Genomic DNA, 15,992 nt, shown 5'->3' on the forward strand with positions numbered 1-15,992 from the left:
CGGAAAGCTTTCTCCCTATGGAAAAAATTATGACGTGCTCATAAAAGCATTGCATTCTCAACATCTGCAGCGTTTTTACACTAAAATAAAGTACCGATTTTTACTACAGGGGTATGAAATATGGTACCTGGGTACCATAGATTTCAGAAAGCTTAGATAGTATAATCATTCACGAAATAATCAAACAATATTGAAAGGACTGCTTATGAGTCAGGAACTGTGGACGAAAGACTGGAAAAAAATCAACGATATAATACTCCAGATGAACAGCGAAAGCGACATCCTCAAGGCTTTGAACACATTTCTAGTTGATATCGAGGGACTGGTGCCTTATGAGAAAGCGTGTATATACTTTTATGACCTTTCTGCACCTAACACTGTCAAGCATTACCTCGGTCAGGGCTTCAGCGACAAGGAGCTCAGGGATTACGAGCGTTACTACTGCAAAATCGATGACGTTGTGGACAAGATGATGCCGAACAAGGAGGTCGTGATCAAAAGCACAGAGGCTTTCGATATAGAGCAGCGAAAGGAGACTGAGTACTTCATCGATTACGTGACTCCGGCAAACACCAAGATCTCTCTGGATACGAATTTCCGATGGAATCTTGAAAACAGGGAGTTCTGCATCGGTTCACTGGATCTGTTCCGCAATGAGAAGGACATCGATTTTTCTGAAAGGGAAGTTGAGATCTGCAGGGTATTCCAGCCTCATCTCGAGCTGAAGGCTTCGAACTACGCATTCCTGTTTGACAATATCGCTCATCAGTATTCGCTGACTAACGCCGAGCAGGATATCGCGACTATGATCCTTAAAGGCTATTCCAACGAGCAGATAGCCGAGGAAAAATGCATCACGATATCCACGGTCAAAAAGCATGTGACCAGGATACTGGAAAAATCCGAAACAAAATCGCGTATCGAATTCATCTGCAAGACTACCGGCAAGGGCAAATAAACGCAGCTGCCGGCCGGCGCAGGCAGTGCGTATCAACCAATTGACAATTATTTGGAATAATTTTAATACTACTAAAAAAGGAGAACACTATGAAAGACATTATCACTGTTGCCGTGGCAAACTTCAGAGTCGATGCGGCAAACAAAGAGAGCAACCTTTCCAGAATGTGCGGATTTGCAGAAGCTGCAGCTAAGCGCGGCGCAAACCTCATCTTATTCCCTGAGATGTGTCTCTACGGTTATGACTACTACGTAGATGAAACTATCCCTCAGGAAGAAAAGATCAAAACCGCAGAAACGATCAACGGTCCTTCATGCCAGGCGATCGCAGAGATCACAAAGAAATACGGGATCTATGTTGTTTTCGGAATGGCAGAAAAAATGGAAGAAACACCTGACGCAACGCTTTACAACTCAGCTGTTGCAATAGGTCCTGACGGTGTTATCGGCGCTTACCAGAAGATGCATCCGTTCGAAACAGAGAGCATCTGGTGTGTAAAGGGCGAAAAGCCGTTCATGTTCGATACTCCATGGGGTCCGATCTCAGTGGGCATCTGCTTCGATACATATCAGTTCCCTGAACTCCAGAGATACTACTGCGGACAGGGCAGCAGACTTTACCTGAACCCTACTGCAGTTATCGAGGAGATCCCTAAGGAAGGCAGCCGTCAGGCATTCATAGACTACTATGCACCTACTCTCGAATACGGAGTTCTGTGCAATACTATCTTCGTTGCAAGCTCGAACCTCTGCGGTACTGACATCGTGGACTACTTCGGCGGCGGCAGCTGCATCATAGGACCGAAGATCACTCCGTTCTATGAGACAAACCTTCACTACTATGCAGGAAACAAGGATAATGTACAGGAAGGCATCTTCATCGAAACGATCGACCTTTCTCTCGCAGAAAGACGTCTGTTCGTAAACAAGGAGATCACTGGTGTTCCTGACTACAGACCTGACCTTTACAAAAAGTTTCTGTAAATCGTTGTCTTAAAGAACATGTCAATAAGAGAGGAGAAGTGTTCAAATGAGTGACAATACTTTAAAACGTACTATGAAACTGCACCACCTTGTCATCTTCGGTGTAGCTTTCCTGACACCTATGATCGCATATACTATCTACGGTGTCATCGCCACTGCATCACACGGTGTTGAATCCGGTTCGATATGCTTCGCGGTAATCGCTATGCTGTTCACAGCACTGAGCTACGGCCACATGGCCAAGGCTTTCCCTGCTGCCGGATCCACATATACATACACAAGAAAGGCTATCAACGCCAAGCTCGGAGTTGTCGCAGGATGGATCGTACTGCTGGGATATGTGTTCTTCCCAATGGCAATATGGCTCATCGGCGCATCATACTTCAGCGCTGCTGTTCCTGCCGTTCCTTCATGGGTATGGCTCATCGGCTTCATCGTTGTTACATCACTGATCAATATCGTCGGTGTGGAAGTAGGAAGCAAGATCAACTTCATCATGGTTTCGATCCAGGTCGTTATCATAGTAGCTTTCCTTATCTTCACTATCAAGGCGATCACTGAGGGCATGGGAGAAGGTACACTTGCATCGTTCTCACCGTTCTACAACCCTGACATCGATTTCAGCTACACGGTAGCCGGAGCTGCAGCTGCATGCTACTGCTTCCTCGGGTTCGACGCGCTGACTACATTCACAGAAGATACTATCGACCCGACAAAGAACATCCCAAGATCGATCATACTGACACTGCTCGTATGCGGCGCGATCTTCCTGGTAGTAACTTACTTCACTCACCTCGTGCATCCTTCGTTCGACTATCCGAACCCGGACAACGCTGCATATGATATCGCTAAGCAGGTAGCTCCTTCTATCTTCGGAGGCATCTTCCTGATCGGTACTATAGCAGGTCAGTTCGCGGCAGGTCTGTCGGCTCAGGCCAGCGGCGCACGTCTGCTCTACGCAATGGGCAGAGATGGTGTACTTCCTAAGAAGTTCTTCGGAAATCTGAATCACAAGACTCAGACTCCTGTAAATGCTATCATCCTGACTGGTGTAGTTGCACTGTTCGCTGTATTCCTCGATGTTACAAAGGCTACAGCTTACATCAACTTCGGCGGATTCGTTGCATTCTTCTTCGTAAACATTTCTGTTATCGTGTACTATTTCGTAAAGCAGAAGCAGCGTTCAGTGAAAGGCTTCTTCCTGTACCTGGTATTCCCTGTCCTGGGAGCGCTTCTCTGCCTGTACCTGCTGGTGCACCTTGACAAGATCGCTATCATCCTGGGATGTGCATGGACAGTAGCCGGTATCATCTACCTGCTCGTTCTCACCAAGGGACTCAAGGAAGAACCGCCTGAACTCGGTATCGATGCGTAAAGCACAGTGCAGCGGCAGGCAAACGTACGGCATCGCGAATACAGATGCTATGTGCAATGCAGGCCGTATGATACAGCAAAGCTGCAGTGCAGCATAAACAAATTCTATAATATACAAAAATCATAGGGGCTGTCGCATTAACGATTTAAGGTCGTTAGGGCGGTGTCCCTTTTTCATTTCTTTAAAACATTGGAATTCTAAGCTTACTCTTTGATGATCATATTGTTGTTTTGCGTATCACAAAATACAGACACTATTCTCGTCTCTGAACTTCCGTTTCAGTTTTTTCATTTAAAATTATGCAGCTTCTTTTTCCTGTTTCAGTTCATAAAGATGCAGGTTGAGCTTATCGTTTTGGATCCTGCTATGAAGCCATCCCAGGTTATGTGACATGGCAAAGAGTATGTATTCCGCCTGCACATTGACGCTTCCACGACACAGGAATCCAGTAAATCCACAGTCTCCTTTGATATCGGCAAAGCATCCTTCTGCCTGTATACTTCTGTTCATGCGCAGCTTTTTTCCTTCTTCCGAATCGATGAGCCGGTATTCTTCCGCCCGCAGAGCCTCAAATTTTCGTGATACGATCAGAGTCTTGTATCTTTTATCCAAAGGTTTCTTCCAGTTCTTTCCTTCAAGACATTTTGCTCTGTGAGGACATCCGTCGCATTCTTCACAGTAGTAATGGGTTTCTTCCCGGATATATCCTGAGGCTGTTTTGACTTTTCTGCTTCCCGTTTTTTTGACAGCTTTTCCATTGCAGCAGATGTAACAGTCATGCTCTGCATCATACATCATATTTTCTTTGCGACCGATTTCCTTTGAAAATTTCCGGGTGCCGATCTGTTCATAGCTGCCAGGCTTTATGTAGGCTGCGATCCCCCTTTTCCTTAAGATAGGTCAGATTCTCTTCACTTTCATATCCGGCATCTGCTACGATCCTCTCAAACTTCATGTTCAGATTCGATTCCATGTTTTCCACGAATGGCTTTAATGTCAGTACATCTGTTGGATCAGGGAATATCCCCACAGAAACAATAAATCCGGAATTAACAGCATGCGGTACATTAAATGCAGGTTTGAGCTGTCCGTTCATCATATGATCATCCTTCATATGCATGAAAGTTGCATCATTGTCGGTCTTGGAATAACTGTTTCGCATACCGCATTTGTGGATCTTCAGCTCGTATTCCCTGATCTTTTCAAGCGCAGCTTCCAGATCCTCGATATCTCTCTGCAGCTGTTCTTTTCTGTGCCCTCGCCCGCAGACGAATTCAAGGCCCTGCTTCCGCGCAAGGGTTTTGAGAGTTTTCAGTAGCTTCTTTACATGCTTTTTCCTGACCTGCTTTTGCCATAACGGCTTAAGGTCATATCGCTGTATGATATCTCCAACCAGCAAAGCAGTTTTTCTTGAAAATCTTGCCTGATGCCTTGAAACTGCCCGTTTCCATACAAAAGTATATTTGTTTGCAGCAGCCTCGATCTTTGTTCCATCAATGAAAACTTCTGACGTGGTAAGCTGATCAAGTTCATAAAGTATGCGGCTCATCTGGGCCAGGAAGCTTTGCGCACATTTTGCAAAGTGCTTTGTTCGGAATCTTGCGATCGCGGCATGATCAGGTGCAGCTCTGCCTTCCAGAAGATATTTGTAATTGATATCACGCCTGCAGTTTTTCTCGATGGACCTGGAAGAAATATCTTTGGCTTCATGGTATGCATACAGCATTACCTTTATCAAAGCATCCAGTTCCATTGGTATTTTCAATTGATAGTTTTGTTCGTTCAGTATATACTGTTTTCGTAAGATGTTGTGTTTGGTCATACAACTATTTTACCATACCCTGCTCACATCCTTGTGATCAGGGTAGTTTTTTTGCACGAAAAAAGAGGCTCCGCCCTAACGATCTTAAATCGTTAATGCGACAGCCCCCATAGGTTTGGTGGAGATGACGGGAGTCGAACCCGTGTCCGAAAGCATTTCCACGAGACTTTCTCCGAGCGCAGCTTATGTTTTAAGATTTCGCCTCTCTCAACGCCCAAAAGCAGGCTTTGAAATCAGCTATCCCGTTGTTCCCTCATGCTGCCGGGCTTTCACATGAAGTTTTCCTGTATGATCGATGCCAGGTCTCCAGCCTACAGGTGAGCCGGAGCTGACACGCACAGCTTATGACTGACTACGCAGCCATAGCCATAGGTGCGAAATTATTGTTCTTTTTAGCGTTTATATTTAAACGGCCACTTTTAACGTAGACTTGGCGACTACGGCTCGCTTATCCGGTTTCCACACCCCCGTCGAAACCATAAACATCCCCATATCTCACTGCAGACGATCGCTCGCCTGCAGGGTTTTTCTCTGAATAATCTTTACTGATCTTCGTCAGCTGCTCCTGCTCTGACATCACTGATCTGCTGCTGCAGATCTGCTATGTTGTCCTCATATACCCTGATCTTCTCGCAGTACTCTCTGATCTTTTCGTTATCTATACAGTCCTGCTGGAACAGATCGTAGCAGTAGTCACCTATAGCCGCCTTTGCAGCTTTGATGTTCTGCTTTTCAGTGCTGATCTTTCCCTTGAGCTTGCCGATCTCCAGCAGCTCATTTGCTTTGCTGCCCGCCTTGTTTGCGGCAGCTCCCGCTGTTTTACCTATTTTGTTCAAGAAACTCTGCATATCACAGCCTCCTTACTTTCTCATGGCCTGCTGCATCCTTCTGTCAGCATCCCTCTTGGCAATATCGTGTCTCTTGTCATATTCTTTCTTGCCTCGCGCAACTGCGATCTCTACTTTGGCAAGACCGCTACCATTAATGTACATCTTCAGCGGCACCAAAGTCAAGCCTTTTAATGTAGTGTATCCGATAAGTTTCCTTATCTCACGCTTGTGCATCAGCAGCTTTCGCGGTCTGACAGGCTCTGCATTGAACCTGTTGCCCTGTTCGTACGGACTTATATTCATACCGTAGAGTATTATCTCTTCATTTTCTATCTTCGCATAGCTTTCCTTTATGCTCACTTTTCCCTGTCTCACCGATTTTATTTCGGTACCGGTAAGAGATATCCCCGCTTCATAAGTCTCTTCTATAAAGAAATCGTGTCTGGCTTTTTTATTATTTGCTACGATTCTCATTTCCCATGCATCCTTTCTGTCATCTGAAGCAGACTTTGCCTATACATTCACGGCTGTCGACGATGCCGACCGCCTCATTCCTGCTGTCCATCGATGCTCTGCGGTCATCGCTGAGCACGAATATTTCATTCTTCCCGAGCGTCGTTTTCTTTACAGTCTTCATATCGGCCGGTTCTGACATATATTCCTCGTAAGGGCTGCCGTTGAGATAGAATATATTGTCCTTTATCTCTATGACATCTCCGCTGCTTCCTGCAACTCTCCTCACCAGTATCGCGCCTTCTCCGTCCTCTCCGTGCACATCACATCTGAATGCGACTATATCACCGACAGCTGGAGCCGTATCGTGCGCCTTTCCATATGCCATCCTGTTCACCAGTATGTGATCTCCGTCTGACAAAACCGGCTCCATGCCGCTTCCGGTCATATCTTCAACTGTGAATACGGCTGACAGCGCCAGCGCCAGTGCGATACCTGCCGCACCGGACAGTACATAAAGCAGCATTTTTCTGATCATAGCGACCTCCCGCTCATTAAAAATATGTACCACTGTGCATCGGCTGTCTATGCCGCCGGTTTTTACGGTTTCTTCCTCTCTATTTGAGCAGACCTATCTCACTGAACGGATAGAGCCTGAAAAACGCCTTTCCTATGATTTGATCCTCGTCGACAGTGCCCACTTCATCCGACCTGCTGTCGAGGCTCACTCCCCTGTTGTCACCCATTACGAAAACTTCGTTTTCCGGAACGGTGAATCCGTCTATCTCGCCGCTCGTGAACCCCTCGAGCGTATAAGGCTCATCCAGTCTCACATCATTGCGGTAAACACTGCCGTCCTTTATGGTTATCACATCGCCTTCAACGCCGATGACACGTTTTATCAGGATCTTTTTCCCACTGCCGTCATCCTTGCTGATATCCGACTTGAAGATTATTATATCTCCGTATGACGGATGATCCTTCGTCACATACGCCAGCTTGTTGACGAACAGATAATTGTTCTCATACAGCGTCGGCTCCATCGAGCTTTCCTTTACTATCGTCGGTTTTATCACAAAAGTTATCGCTAATACTATTATGAGTGCTATTATTATGTCTTTTATAAATTCCTTCATCCTAGTCTATTCCTCCGAATCGTGACAAAGGCCATACGGAAAAGAGCACACGCCCCTTTATCGCTTTCATATCGACCGGGCCGAGCTTTTCATTCCTGCTGTCGATATCCTCATCTCTGTTGTCGCAGAGCAGGAAGACCTCGTTTTTCTTCAGCTTTACTTTCATTTCACCGTCAGCGCCCTTTATACCGCCCGGAGCAACATATTCATCTCCGTCTATGTACACCTTGCCGTCTTTGATCTCCACAGTCTCCCCCGGAAGTCCGGCTACACGAGCTATGATGTTGTCGTCATAGACATCCGGAGCTGCGGTCTTTTCGAGAACCACTATATCGTTCCTGTCAGGCGCTCCTCTCTTGGCCGAGTACGATGTCTTGCTGAGTACAAGCACCTGCCCGTTTTCTATCGCAGGCGACATCGCCTTTCCCTCGTTCACTTCCGGCGCGACCAGAATAAACATAACTATCGCCAGCACGAATGCGACTGCATACGGCGATTTCCGCCTTCTTCCATAAGTCTGTCCACTTGATCCTCTGTTCATACTTTATCCTTTCATTTTCCGGCATCCGCCAGCAGCAGCTTCCTCGCTCTGATGAACTCAGACGGTAAAGGAGCCTCGGCTGTTGTGCCCTCAAGATATTCCAGTCCCTCGATACTTCCCTTGAATTCAAGCCTGCACGCATGCAGCAGCTGCGTCGTTATGCCTTCTTTTTTCAGCTGCCGGTTCACAGCCGGATCGCCGTACTTGCTGTCGCCCGCCAGCGGGAATCCGGCATGAGCGAGGTGCGTCCTTATCTGGTGCGTCCGTCCTGTGAATATCCTCACTTCAACGAGAGAAAAGTTTTTTCCCGTGCTGACCGGCTTCACGTACGTAGCTGCCGCCTTTCCGCTGCCGTCACTGCTCACTTCCGAAATATTCCTGTCCGTATCCCGCTTCAGGTTTTCATTGAGAAAGACAGGCTCCTTCAGACTGCCGCAGACTATCGTCATATAATACTTTTCTATATTATCGTGTTCTCTTATGGATCTTGTCAGATTTCGCAGCGCAGCTGAATTCTTTCCAAAAACAACAAGGCCGGTGGTGTTCCGGTCAAGCCTGTTGACGGGTGCAGGAGTAAAAGTCTTCTCTTTCGAAGGATCGTACTCTCCCTTGTCCTGCAGGTATCCGCACACCTGATTCACAAGTGTGTTCTTCTTCTCATGAGAATCGCCGTGCGTCAGAAGCCCCCACGGTTTATCGACGATCAGGATGTTGTCATCTTCATATGCGATCTTGAACTGTCGTTTCGATGTCTTTTTTCTGCTGTCAGTCGCCAGCTCTTTTGCCTTTTCTTCAGGTATGTAAATGCTCAGCTCGTCGCCCGTGCAGAGCATAGTGTCTTCCTTTGCACGTTTTCCGTTCAGCTTGATATCTTTTCTTATCAGCTTGTAGATAAAACTCAGCGTCGCTTTTCTGAAATACTTCCTGAGAAAACGGTCAAGTCTCTGGCCCGCTTCATTTTCAGTAATAATCAATTTCACCATGTTTATGATTATACAACAACTCCTCATCTAAATACAATTTTTTGTACCAATTATTATAAATAAATTTTATACCATTGTTTATAAAATGGTGTTAAAATCATAGCAGCAAATAACAGACTCAGGAGGTCATCATGTTCAGATCCATACAGACAAAGACAATGTTTTTTCTAGTTACGCTCGCCATATGCCTTACTGTGATCATAGGTTACATGACTGTGTTTGCAATGGACTACGCTATCGAAGGGCTGAAGCATGATGATATGCGCGACAAAGTCCTGACCGCATCGCGAGCCGTTTCACAGGAGCTGGAAGGCAGGACTTCTCCTGACACGTCAGTGCTCGACACCATCGACCGCGGCGACCTCGCCTGCCACTATTTTTTCATCAATGCCGACGGAACGATGAAAGGATGCAGTGACGAGGAGACGCCATATGACCTTGACTTCTCCGGAAAATCAAACGTCCAGAAAGTTTACAAAAACGGAAAGTACTATATATCCGCACTCGCTCCCGTACAGACCGGCGAACCCGGCTGGTTTCTATGTGCCGAAGAGGCAAAGTCCGACTACATGCAGACGGTGACCAATATCAAGACGATCATCATCATAGCCATAATAATCATCATACTGATACTCTGGCCTGTGGGCAAAAAAATATCCTACGAAATACAGGCTCCGATCAAAAAACTCGCAGAGGATGCCGAACGCATCGCCGACGGCGACATCAGCCGCGGCATACAGGTATCCGAGGGCACCGAACTCGCGGACATCGCGGATTCATTCAATCTGATGCTCAACAAGCTGAAGGACACTATGCAGCAGGTCCTCGACAAATCTGCTGAAGCAGTATCGATGCAGGAGATCATGGCGTATGTGGACGAGACATACAACAATCTGCCGACGGGGATAATCAGCATAAACAATATCGGCGAGATCACTACCTTCAACAGTACGGCTGAAGAGATCACCGGCATCCATCCCGATGACATCATCGGTATCAGCATCAGCAACCCTACGCCGCCGCAGATAAAGAAACTCATATCCGAGCTCAAGAGATGCCTGAGCCGCGGCTCGCTGCAGATAAAAACGATAACCGATATAAGAAATATCTCCGGCGAAACTATACCTGTCGAATACAGCATCAATATCCAGTTCGGACTCCAGGGAGAAGTCATCGGCGCCATCTGCGTGTTCCGAAAGATAGAAGACATACACAGCTTCGAGGAAAGCGCCAACAGAGTCAAGACCATGGAGACGCTCGGAGAGATCGCGGCAAGCATGGCTCACGAGATCAAAAATCCGCTGACGAGTATACGCGGCAATACACAGTATCTCGAAATGATGCTGAATGAAAAAGGTATGGAGTTCGACGAACTTGACATCATCATGCATGAGACCGACAGACTGACCAACATGCTCAATCTGCTGCTGAATTACGCCCGCCCGCGTCTGCCTGAGACAGAAAAGCTGCACATCGAGGAAATCATGCAGTATGTAGTCGATCTTACGAGCAAGGACAGGAGCGACAGTGTTTCCGTCAAGTGCGAATTCAGCAGGACGCCTCGCGTGATGATCGACAGAGAAATGCTGGAATCCGTATTCATCAACCTGATGCTGAACGCATCACAGGCTATGCCTGACGGAGGCTGCATACACCTCAAGACCAGCTTCGACAAAAACAGGAACATGGTCTGCGCGTCTGTCAGCGACACAGGCAAAGGGATACCGCCGGAAATATCCGAAAAGATATTCGACCCGTTCTTCACGACAAAGGATACCGGTACCGGACTGGGACTTCCTATCGCACTTCGCACGATCAAAGCTCACCACGGCATCATAGAAGCCGAAAGCATAGAAGGCGAAATGACAAAATTCACGATAATGCTCCCGGCTGTAATCGAAGAGGAGGATGACTGATAATGAACAACAAAACTATACTGGTCGTTGACGACGAACAGAACGTACGTCAGCTGATATGCAAAGTCCTTGAAAAAGAAGGCTTTACCGTCCTGACCGCATGCAACGGCAGCGAAGGACTGGAGATTTTCCATAAAAACAGCATCGACCTTATAATAAGCGATATCAAAATGCCTGAAATGTCCGGCATAGAATTCCTGCACAAGGTGAAAGAAGAAGAACCCGGCATCGGCTTTATCCTGATCACCGCATTTGCAACCACAGAAACTGCGATAGATGCGATACGAAGCGGCGCTCAGGACTATATCACCAAACCGTTCGACCTCAAAGAGATCGTCACGACGGTACGCAAGATCCTGCTGACAGCAGACAGCGGCGATGACCTCAACTACAGACTCAGCGACTCAGATGATAGCAAAACGACAAGCAACAGCCCCGTTATGCAGCAGGTATACAAGCTGGCAAAAAAAGTCGCAGTCTCCGACTCCACAGTCCTGATACTGGGTGAGACCGGTACCGGAAAAGAAGTCATATCGACAGCCATACACCAGTGGAGCCGGCGATGTGACAAGCCCATGATAAAAGTCAACTGCGGCGCCATCCCCGACAACCTCCTCGAAAGCGAGCTGTTCGGCTATGAAAAGGGTGCATTTACAGGAGCATCTTCATCGAAACCGGGGCGCTTCGAGATCGCAGACGGCGGGACCATATTCCTCGATGAAATAGGTGATATATCGCCCCAGCTGCAGGTGAAGCTCCTTCGCGTGCTGCAGGAGCGCACCTTTGAACGCCTCGGAGGGATAAAGCCGGTATCCGTCAACGTGCGCATCATCGCAGCCACGAACCGAGACCTGAAGGAAGCTGTAAAGGCCGGGGAATTCCGCGAAGACCTTTACTACAGACTCAATGTCGTCCCTATCCAGCTGCCGCCTCTCCGCAAACGAAAGGAAGATATCGAAGATCTCGTCAACGTGTTCCTCAGATCTTCTGCAGGCATCTCCGGATGCGCAGTCAAGAGCATGAGCCCCGAAGCCATGGCGTGCCTAAAAAACTACAACTGGCCGGGCAATATAAGAGAACTCGAGAACATCATTGAACGATGTGTCGTGATAACAGAAGACGACATCATAGGTGCAGACAGCCTGCCGCCTGAGATCATTTCATATGCGCTTGAAACCGAAAACAGCAGCGATGACATAGACAAAGAAAGCTCACAGTCAGTTCCGCTTTCTCACGCAGACGGCACCGCATCCACACCGCCATCTGCATCTGCCGTCAGCACATCAAAAACGGCCGACTCACTCAGCAGTGCCATCGACGACCGCGAACGCGAAGTGATCGTCAGAGCGCTGAAGGAACACGGCGGCAACAAGACAAAGACCGCGCTCGCTCTCGGCATCAGTCGCAGATCGCTGCACCGCAAGATACAGAAATACGAGATCACCGAAGCATAAAGTCATAGATAGCACAAAGATCGAAAACAGAAACGCCGTGCTGCAGCCATCATCAGGTTTTGCAGCACGGCGTTTCCGCTTCGCCATAATATTTATATCATCCAGTTATACACATGATCTCTGTGATCATCATACGCCAGACATCTGACATCGTGTACCGTTACGCGCCATATCTTATGCGTGTACGGGTTCACCCTTTGCTTCTTCATGCTTTTCGGTTTCATCATCGTCGAGTGTGCTTTCTTCATTTATCATAGCTTCGACTTCAGGGGACCAGAGATGTCCGAATGTAGTGTCGCCCTTGAAGAAATCTTTTCCGTAGCAGAGCAGGCATGCGAGTATACCTACTGCAAGTCCCCATGCAGAACCCTTTATAACGAGAACTCCTGCGATGACACCTGCTATACCGAGATCCTTGAAGCTCTTAGCCTGCTGCACACCGATACGGACACTTACGAAGCCCTGAACGACGAGCGTCAGTGACAGCGCTACCGACAGTATCGGCTGTACCAGCGATACGATAGGCATGAGCCAGTAGCCTGTGAATGTACCGAATCTGAAGCATGCAGCTCCTCCGAATATCGATCCCATGCTCTTCTTGCCTTTTTTGTATCTTTCACATACGACTACCTGCATTGCTGCCCACAGAGGTCCGCACATCGTCAGGTCAGGTCCGATAACGCCCATGATAGTGTTTCTGATCCCGAAGATCAGATGAGCTCTGTTCGGATCATAGTCGATCTTTTCATCAGGTCTTGTCACATCTGCATCGTGTACGAGAGATTTGCTCTGTACCACGTCACCGAAGAGTACTATGTAAATAGCGAGGACTGTAGGTATCGCGCTGATAAACATCTTTATGCTTGGCCATCCGAGTGTTCCCCATGGCACCCAGTCAGTCCAGAGAGCCGCAAAATCAGGATGTGAGAACCCCCATTCTATCGTAGGGAAAGCCGTCTCGCCTACGAGCGGAGCCACGATGACTGCGATCAGTACTGCAGGAAGGATCCCCAGGTTGGCTATAGTCTCAAAGAATTTGTTCTTAGTGCTCAGTCTCTTGAATCCGTTCGAGAACAGCAGGTAAAATGCTATTACCAGACAGATCGTAGTCGTATAAGGCATTGCCGCGAACTTCGTATCGTCGCTGAATATCATATATATCGCCGATATACCTGCCCCGAGTATTACGCCTGACTTGATTGCCGGCGGGATAAGATTTACGAGCTTTCCTGCTATCCCTGTAACACCGAGAACTATCGAGAACACACCGAGAGTTATCTCAAATGCGCACAGTGCCTGCATCCTGGCCTGTCCTTCAGGGAAAGTGAGGCAGTATGCGACCAGAAGAGGTATCGCCGGAGTTATCCATCCGGGAACTACCGGGTCACCCAGGAAAGTGTGCCATGTATACAGGAAACCATTCAATGTGACGATCGCCAGGGCAACGCTGAACGGCATCCCCAGGTTTTCCTGCAGAAGAGGTATCGCACCAAGACATACAGCGCACATCAGCAGCCCCTGTATGTAGTCTGCGATCTCAAAACGATAATGTATGAACGGAAGACGGATCTTGAACGGTCCGGCTTTGATATAAGGCTGTTCCTGCCCGTAAGGCATATACTCTTTCATCTCTGCACCTCCAATAGTAAATATGATCATTATTTCTCCTGAAACAACTGTACCTGATGTTTCACCGATATATAAAGCAACTTCTGTGCCATTATGGCATACTTTATTTTATTTTTTTATGCAAAGAGCCGGCACACTTCATTTCTCCCCTTGCATCCACTGCGTTTGAGTGTTTTGCAAAACGCAGACCCGTTTTGATCCGAGGGTCTCCATCATGCTCTGCACGTTCTGCCCACCGGGCGTGCACAGTGCGCGCCCGGTGTCTGAGCGCCCGCTTTTGTGCCACTTATGGCACACTGCGCGGGCGCCTGCCTGCTCCGCAGATGACCCGCTTCATTGTGAAGAAATTTTCATCAAAATCATATCGTTTGGATTTGAGAAAGATTCTGAAATATGTTAAAGTATATATGTATGCAATGACAGTAAATCTCAGGCAGATCCACTTTGCCCGTATTTTCGTCACTGCTGCATACTTGTCTTGTTAAGGAGTATATGGATGAAAAAATTAAAGGACTTTTTTTACAATAAAAATGATATAATAATCGTACTTATAATACTAGCAGTAGCTGCGCTGATAATATACACGAGGATCGGGGCCATCATGGACTATCCCGCAAAGCTTGCCAAACAGGCCGCGGCAACAGCAGAAACGACGACGACAGAACCGGCTTCTGCTGAAAAGGAGAAAATATCAGTGACCATCGAGGACTCAGACACAGCTTCGACTGTGGCGCAGAAGATATATGATGCAGGACTCATATCATCTAAGTCCGAATTTGAGGAATATATCACAAGCTCCGGCAAAGAATCATCTATCAAAGCCGGCACATACGAGATACCAATTAGCTCTTTACAAGAAGAGATCTTAAATATTATAACTGAGTAGAACCATTTAATAAGGAGGCAATCATGGCTCTAGTTACTACAAAAGAGATGTTTGAAAAAGCATTGACACAGGATTATGCAGTAGGTGCATTCAATGTCAACAACATGGAGATCATTCAGGGTATAGTAGAAGCTGCACAGGAAGAAAAGGCTCCTCTGATCCTGCAGGTTTCCGCAGGTGCGAGAAAGTACGCAAAACCCGCATATCTTTTAAAGCTGGTAGAAGCTGCTATAATGGATACAGGTCTTGACATCGCGCTCCACCTCGATCACGGTGAAGATTTCGACATATGTAAGAAATGCGTAGATGACGGATTCACTTCCGTAATGATCGACGGTTCGAAGCATCCTTTTGAAGAAAACATGCGTCTTACAAAGGAAGTCGTAGAATACGCACACAGCAAGGGTGTTGTAGTAGAAGCCGAGCTCGGAAAGCTCGCAGGTATAGAAGACAACATCAAGGTAGATGCAAGGAACGCTACATTCACAGACCCTGAAGAGGCTGCTGAATTCGTTGAAAAAACAGGTGTCGATTCTCTGGCTATAGCTATCGGCACAAGCCATGGCGCATACAAGTTCAAGGGTGAACCTTACCTTGACTTTGAAAGACTCAGAGAGATCCACAAGCTTATACCTGATACACCTCTCGTTCTTCACGGCGCATCGACAGTACTTCCTGAATTCGTATCAAAGTGCAATGAATACGGCGGAAACATCCCCGGAGCTCAGGGAGTGCCTGAAGATATGATCAGAACAGCTACAAAAGACGGTATATGCAAAGTAAACATCGATACTGACCTGAGACTTGCGATGACTGCGGAGATCAGAAAGCATTTCGTAGAGCATCCTGCTGATTTTGACCCTAGAAAGTATCTCGGACCTGCAAGAGACGCCATCAAGCGCATGGTACAGCACAAGATCAGAAACGTTCTCAATGCATCAGGCAAGAGATAGATCTCCGATCATAAAAAGATTTGAATGGATAATGAAAAAGCGTATGTATGCCTGTATTTCAGGCATTGCATAC

At 47.2% G+C, this 15,992-nt stretch carries 15 protein-coding genes, 1 other RNA gene and 1 pseudogene; 7 read left to right on the forward strand and 10 right to left on the reverse strand.

The window, feature by feature from the left end:
- The first annotated feature begins 205 nt into the window (after nucleotides 1-205).
- From OCV59_RS09515 to OCV59_RS09525, 3 genes are all read left to right on the forward strand, one after another.
- Entirely contained in the window at nucleotides 206-958 is a 753-nt protein-coding gene (locus OCV59_RS09515; RefSeq protein ID WP_147594256.1) for a helix-turn-helix domain-containing protein, read from the forward strand.
- Nucleotides 959-1,047: 89 nt separating this feature from the next.
- Complete coding sequence (locus tag OCV59_RS09520; RefSeq protein WP_147594257.1) at nucleotides 1,048-1,941, forward strand: carbon-nitrogen hydrolase family protein; 894 nt, start codon at nucleotides 1,048-1,050, stop codon at nucleotides 1,939-1,941.
- 46 nt (nucleotides 1,942-1,987) lie between these two features.
- Nucleotides 1,988-3,316 carry an APC family permease gene (locus tag OCV59_RS09525; protein WP_147594258.1) on the forward strand — a complete coding sequence of 443 codons (1,329 nt, stop codon included), beginning with the start codon at nucleotides 1,988-1,990 and terminating at the stop codon, nucleotides 3,314-3,316.
- A 297-nt stretch (nucleotides 3,317-3,613) separates the two neighbouring features.
- Here OCV59_RS09525 and OCV59_RS09530 read toward each other — a convergent pair whose 3' ends face one another.
- From OCV59_RS09530 to OCV59_RS09570, 9 genes and pseudogenes are all read right to left on the reverse strand, one after another.
- On the reverse strand, nucleotides 3,614-4,114 hold the full coding sequence (locus OCV59_RS09530) for a transposase (protein WP_262584286.1): 501 nt from the start codon (nucleotides 4,112-4,114) through the stop codon (nucleotides 3,614-3,616).
- Between the two features lie 49 nt (nucleotides 4,115-4,163).
- Nucleotides 4,164-5,081, reverse strand: coding sequence for a transposase (locus OCV59_RS09535; RefSeq protein WP_262584287.1), 918 nt, complete (start codon nucleotides 5,079-5,081; stop codon nucleotides 4,164-4,166).
- A gap of 173 nt (nucleotides 5,082-5,254) precedes the next feature.
- Nucleotides 5,255-5,628: a transfer-messenger RNA gene (ssrA, locus tag OCV59_RS09540) on the reverse strand.
- Nucleotides 5,629-5,680: 52 nt separating this feature from the next.
- The gene (locus OCV59_RS09545) at nucleotides 5,681-5,986 is read right to left on the reverse strand and encodes a hypothetical protein (protein ID WP_147594259.1); all 306 of its coding nucleotides are present in this window, start codon (nucleotides 5,984-5,986) and stop codon (nucleotides 5,681-5,683) included.
- 12 nt (nucleotides 5,987-5,998) lie between these two features.
- Nucleotides 5,999-6,445: pseudogene (gene smpB / locus OCV59_RS09550) on the reverse strand (SsrA-binding protein SmpB); the annotation flags it as partial.
- Between the two features lie 16 nt (nucleotides 6,446-6,461).
- Nucleotides 6,462-6,959, reverse strand: coding sequence for a signal peptidase I (gene lepB, locus OCV59_RS09555; protein WP_147594261.1), 498 nt, complete (start codon nucleotides 6,957-6,959; stop codon nucleotides 6,462-6,464).
- Between the two features lie 79 nt (nucleotides 6,960-7,038).
- Complete coding sequence (lepB, locus tag OCV59_RS09560; RefSeq protein ID WP_147594262.1) at nucleotides 7,039-7,557, reverse strand: signal peptidase I; 519 nt, start codon at nucleotides 7,555-7,557, stop codon at nucleotides 7,039-7,041.
- A 1-nt stretch (nucleotide 7,558) separates the two neighbouring features.
- A complete protein-coding gene (gene lepB, locus OCV59_RS09565) occupies nucleotides 7,559-8,098 on the reverse strand; it encodes a signal peptidase I (RefSeq protein ID WP_147594263.1) in 540 nt (179 codons plus the stop codon).
- Nucleotides 8,099-8,109: 11 nt separating this feature from the next.
- A complete protein-coding gene (locus OCV59_RS09570) occupies nucleotides 8,110-9,072 on the reverse strand; it encodes an RluA family pseudouridine synthase (protein WP_262584288.1) in 963 nt (320 codons plus the stop codon).
- Nucleotides 9,073-9,212: 140 nt separating this feature from the next.
- Here OCV59_RS09570 and OCV59_RS09575 point away from each other — a divergent pair, with 140 nt between their 5' ends.
- Both OCV59_RS09575 and OCV59_RS09580 read left to right on the forward strand, forming a co-directional pair.
- A complete protein-coding gene (locus OCV59_RS09575) occupies nucleotides 9,213-10,997 on the forward strand; it encodes a two-component system sensor histidine kinase NtrB (protein WP_147594265.1) in 1,785 nt (594 codons plus the stop codon).
- A gap of 2 nt (nucleotides 10,998-10,999) precedes the next feature.
- Nucleotides 11,000-12,451, forward strand: a complete 1,452-nt coding sequence (locus OCV59_RS09580; protein ID WP_147594266.1) for a sigma-54-dependent transcriptional regulator — start codon at nucleotides 11,000-11,002, stop codon at nucleotides 12,449-12,451.
- Nucleotides 12,452-12,625: 174 nt separating this feature from the next.
- Here OCV59_RS09580 and OCV59_RS09585 read toward each other — a convergent pair whose 3' ends face one another.
- Nucleotides 12,626-14,080, reverse strand: a complete 1,455-nt coding sequence (locus OCV59_RS09585) for a solute carrier family 23 protein (protein ID WP_147594267.1) — start codon at nucleotides 14,078-14,080, stop codon at nucleotides 12,626-12,628.
- A gap of 496 nt (nucleotides 14,081-14,576) precedes the next feature.
- Here OCV59_RS09585 and OCV59_RS09590 point away from each other — a divergent pair, with 496 nt between their 5' ends.
- Together OCV59_RS09590 and fba are read left to right on the forward strand one after the other, a co-directional pair.
- Entirely contained in the window at nucleotides 14,577-14,966 is a 390-nt protein-coding gene (locus OCV59_RS09590) for an MltG/YceG/YrrL family protein (RefSeq protein WP_147594268.1), read from the forward strand.
- Nucleotides 14,967-14,989: 23 nt separating this feature from the next.
- Nucleotides 14,990-15,919, forward strand: coding sequence for a class II fructose-1,6-bisphosphate aldolase (gene fba / locus OCV59_RS09595; protein WP_147594269.1), 930 nt, complete (start codon nucleotides 14,990-14,992; stop codon nucleotides 15,917-15,919).
- Nucleotides 15,920-15,992 lie beyond the last annotated feature (73 nt).

Source organism: Brotomerdimonas butyrica (assembly GCF_025567305.1).
GTDB lineage: Bacteria > Bacillota > Clostridia > Peptostreptococcales > Anaerovoracaceae > Lentihominibacter > Lentihominibacter butyricus.